Here is a 3,708-nt window from a genome sequence, read left to right as displayed (position 1 = left end):
GTATTTACATAATTTAAAAGCCATCCCCCAGCCTTAGCTGAGTGATGGGCTTTAAATTAAAGTGACACTTTTTCGTGAAATTAGCAAGTGAAATAATTTTATTTATTTTTAAAAATATTTCAACAACACCTTATGAGCGTGGTTCACAGCTGGTCTTTAAGCTATTTGCGTACATTTGACATCCTTCTTACACCATATTGACATTTTTTGTATTGTTTGTTAGCTATGAACAACCGAACCCACCACGCCTCTGCTTGCAAGCGTACCACGGTGGGACTTTATTTTATACGAGGTGTTTTCTCGTGGAATATGATTTACATACATGCCATGAGTTGCCTTTAAAAAAACCTACTACATTCGATGAACAAATTGAACTACTCCAAGCTCGTGGCCTATTGATACCGGACGTAGACTTTGCCAAGTTTATATTAAGTACTGTAAATCATTACCACTTCTCTGCATATTTATTACCTTTTAGAGACCAAAAAACTAATTGCTATCGACACTGAACTAACAGGCGCCTGGTATCAACAACCTTTAGCCTAATAATTTCATCCTGCACAATGTCAAGAAACTCCATCCCGGCCGCTTCGAGCCAAAGAGGTTATATTGTTTCTGCAAATCTCCACTAACCGCTTCTTTCAGCTTTTGGGTGAACTCCTTAAAGCCTTTGAGATCAACCTTAAAGTTTTTGCCCATTCACTGTTCTCACCTCCCTTCCATAGCAATTAAGATTACCGTAAAGGCTATCCTGTATCTGCCAATTTTTTTATCTCTCATCTAGATGGAGGATTCTGCGTTAATATAAAGAATGATTAAAACAAAGAGGAGAGATGTTTCGTTGAAAAAGATTTTACTTATATTTATTTTTACTATGATAACAAACGTATGCTTCGCAGAAGATGTATACAATGTTACGGCAAATGGTTTTACTAAGTATCTTCACTCCGAATCATTAAAAGCAAAAGTAATATCTAAGACTGAGCAAGAATCACTTTTCGAAATGACGTTTAGTTTGGTCTGTATACCGGATAAAGATTCTTTAGCTAAATTAAGAAGCCAGGCTTTCGATAACAAAATAAACTACAAAAAACAAACTTTCACTTTCAAATGCTCTCTTAATACAAATAGCAATCAATGGCTCACGGACGGCTCAATTTGGCTAAACAGTGATGAGATTTGGGGAGATTTCCCTGATAAAGTCTTGTATGAATCACATGGCAACATGCCAGGCGGAGCATATTACGGAGACAGTTCTGAAGCAGTTATGAATAGAAATATCATTATCGCCGCTTACAATTACGTCATTTCACATAAATTAATAGAATATTATTGAACACCGAATTACTCATAAAAACCGCTAACCATTTTCCGAAGAGCCATCGGTTACCACTGGTGGCTCTTTTGCTGGTTGTACTAGATTCTTTAGCTTGTTGACAGCTCATAGGACTCACCGGGATAAAAGAAGCGCCCTCCACCAATATGGAGAACGACCTTCTCTTGCTTAAGTTTGTATTTACTTTTAGCAGCCATATCGTACCTCCTACAGTTTAGTGCCGGTCATCCAGGCTACGACATCTACTTCCCGGATAACGGCATCAAGATAAGCGTAAATGATATGATACGTAGCATCTTTAGCTGCTGCTGTAGCACCTCCTTTTTTTATCTCGCCCCAGGTATCATCATCGGCAACATGAACCGACATCAGCCATGTGCCTTTAACAACGTCCCGCTCTCCCAGTTTTCCGGCCTCCTTGGTCTAATTGATAATCGGGAATACCCAGCTCGCTCGCAATCTCCGAATCAGATAACCCAGCCCGGCAGAGCCATTTAACCATCTTTGGATGATAGCTACTGTCGTACTGGGATTTGCTACGACACTCTATAGAACATTTGTTTGTTTTTAGTATTGCAGACACCCCGCCCATGGTCCCCCTGTGTTAGGATAGTTGTCGTAGGGACTTAAAACAAGTATCCTAAGGAAAAGGAACGCAGGAGGGAACCTATTGCCAAGATGTTGCCGCCTAATAATCAATCCCTAAGTCAGATCCAACAGGAAACCGGTATTCCGGAGGGGACGCTAAAAAATGGCGGATGGGGATTCGAAATAAGGGTTTTGCAGCCCCTGCTGGTGAGCAGCAAAGTGAAGAATGGAGCAGCCGGGATAAATTTCTTATCGTTGTTGAAACCGCAACTCTGAGTGAAATTGAACTAGCAGAATACTGCCGGAAGAAAGGGTTGTATGTTGAGCAAGTTAAATCATGGCAAGACAACTGCATGCAGGCAAATGGTGGTGTCGCACAGGAACTAGCCTCATCCCAACGTCGTGAAAAAGAAAAAGACAAAGAACTGAAGCAAGTAAAAAAGAGCTTCAACGTAAGGAGTCCGCACTTGCTGAAACGGCAGCCCTCCTGGTTCTACGAAAAAAAGTCGAAGCGATTTGGGGATCTCCGGACGAGGAAGTTTAACCAGCACTGCAAATCGCGCAATCATCATTAAGCTGGTAGAAGAAGCCGTAGCAAGCGGAGCCCGTCAGCAACAAGCCTGTGAGGTAATCGGCCTATCAGAGCGAACCCTGCAGCGTTGGTGTAAAGAAGGTGCGCCTATTGCGGACCAACGACCGTTGGCGAAACGTCCTGCACCGACCAATAAACTCACTGACGAAGAATGCAAAGCAATCTTAGACGTAGTAAAGCAACCCGAATTTCGCCTAGTCAGATTGTCCCTATCCTTGCTGACCAAAGAATCTATCTCGCCTCTGAATCCACCATGTATCGAGTTATGCACGAAGCCAAAGAGCAACATCATCGTGGCCGTAGCAAAGCGCCTTCCAACAAACCCACAACTGGGCCTAACCGTGTCTGGTCGTGGGACATCACCTATCTTCCCGGTCCGGCCAAAGGTCTCTACTTTTATCTATACCTTATCTTAGATATCTTTAGCCGTGATATTGTCGGCTGGGAAGTGTGGACAGAAGAAACGGCAGACCATGCAAGTCATCTGATCCGGCGGGCAGTGATGTCGCAGAAGCTCACACGCCGGGAAAGTCCACTAGTCCTCCACTCTGACAACGGAAGTCCGATGAAAGGCGCATCCATGTTGAAAACATTATATCAACTAGGGATCACTCCTTCGAGAAGTCGTCCAAGAGTTAGCAATGATAATCCCTATTCAGAGTCCATTTTTCGCACTTGCAAATATTGCCCAAGCTATCCTGCAGGTGGGCTTTCTACCCTTGAGGCCGCGAGGGTCTGGGTAAAAGAATTTGTTCACTGGTACAACTACAACCATCGCCATAGCGGAATCAAATTTCTTACGCCTCATCAACGCCACAGCGGCCAAGGTGAAGAGATTCTAGCAAAACGCCATCAACTTTACGAGGCCGCTAAAGCTAAGCATCCGGAACGCTGGACCGGTAAGACTAAGAACTGGTCAATTGATAATGAAGTGTGGCTTAACCCTGAAAAGTCTCAGATTGACGATAAAGACAAACCACAAGCAAATGTATCCTAGAGAATTCACTTTATGCGACAACTATATTGACAAACACCGGGGTGTCCGGTATGGGACGGATGTTAGCGCATCCGTCCTTTTCACTTGTAAAACAATGAAATAGAGAAGTCATTTACTCTAACTCTGCGTTAGTCCGACATATTAAATTTTAAAGTTGACCATTATGGTCTAAACTTGTCAAATATGACTTTTGCG

Annotated in this window: 3 protein-coding genes and 1 pseudogene; 2 read left to right on the top strand and 2 right to left on the bottom strand. The window is 43.0% G+C overall.

Annotated features, from left to right (window positions below; translation table 11 throughout):
* Positions 1–537: 537 nt before the first annotated feature.
* Positions 538–699: a hypothetical protein gene (locus VN379_RS11885; RefSeq protein WP_325534067.1), complete on the bottom strand. Its 162-nt coding sequence runs from the start codon at positions 697–699 to the stop codon at positions 538–540.
* Between the two features lie 142 nt (positions 700–841).
* Between VN379_RS11885 and VN379_RS11880 the strand changes: the two genes are divergently transcribed.
* Positions 842–1,336: a hypothetical protein gene (locus VN379_RS11880; protein WP_325534065.1), complete on the top strand. Its 495-nt coding sequence runs from the start codon at positions 842–844 to the stop codon at positions 1,334–1,336.
* Between the two features lie 207 nt (positions 1,337–1,543).
* On the opposite strand, the gene VN379_RS11875 is transcribed toward VN379_RS11880, so the two are convergent.
* Entirely contained in the window at positions 1,544–1,741 is a 198-nt protein-coding gene (locus VN379_RS11875; RefSeq protein ID WP_325534069.1) for an XkdF-like putative serine protease domain-containing protein, read from the bottom strand.
* A gap of 273 nt (positions 1,742–2,014) precedes the next feature.
* Here VN379_RS11875 and VN379_RS11870 point away from each other — a divergent pair.
* Positions 2,015–3,513 (top strand): annotated as a pseudogene (locus tag VN379_RS11870) (IS3 family transposase).
* Positions 3,514–3,708 lie beyond the last annotated feature (195 nt).

Origin of the sequence: Sporomusa sp., assembly GCF_035561255.1 — a bacterium.
Taxonomy (GTDB): domain Bacteria; phylum Bacillota; class Negativicutes; order Sporomusales; family Sporomusaceae; genus Sporomusa.
The sequence above is the reverse complement of the archived record's forward strand: the minus strand, read 5'-3'. Positions and strand labels throughout refer to the sequence as shown.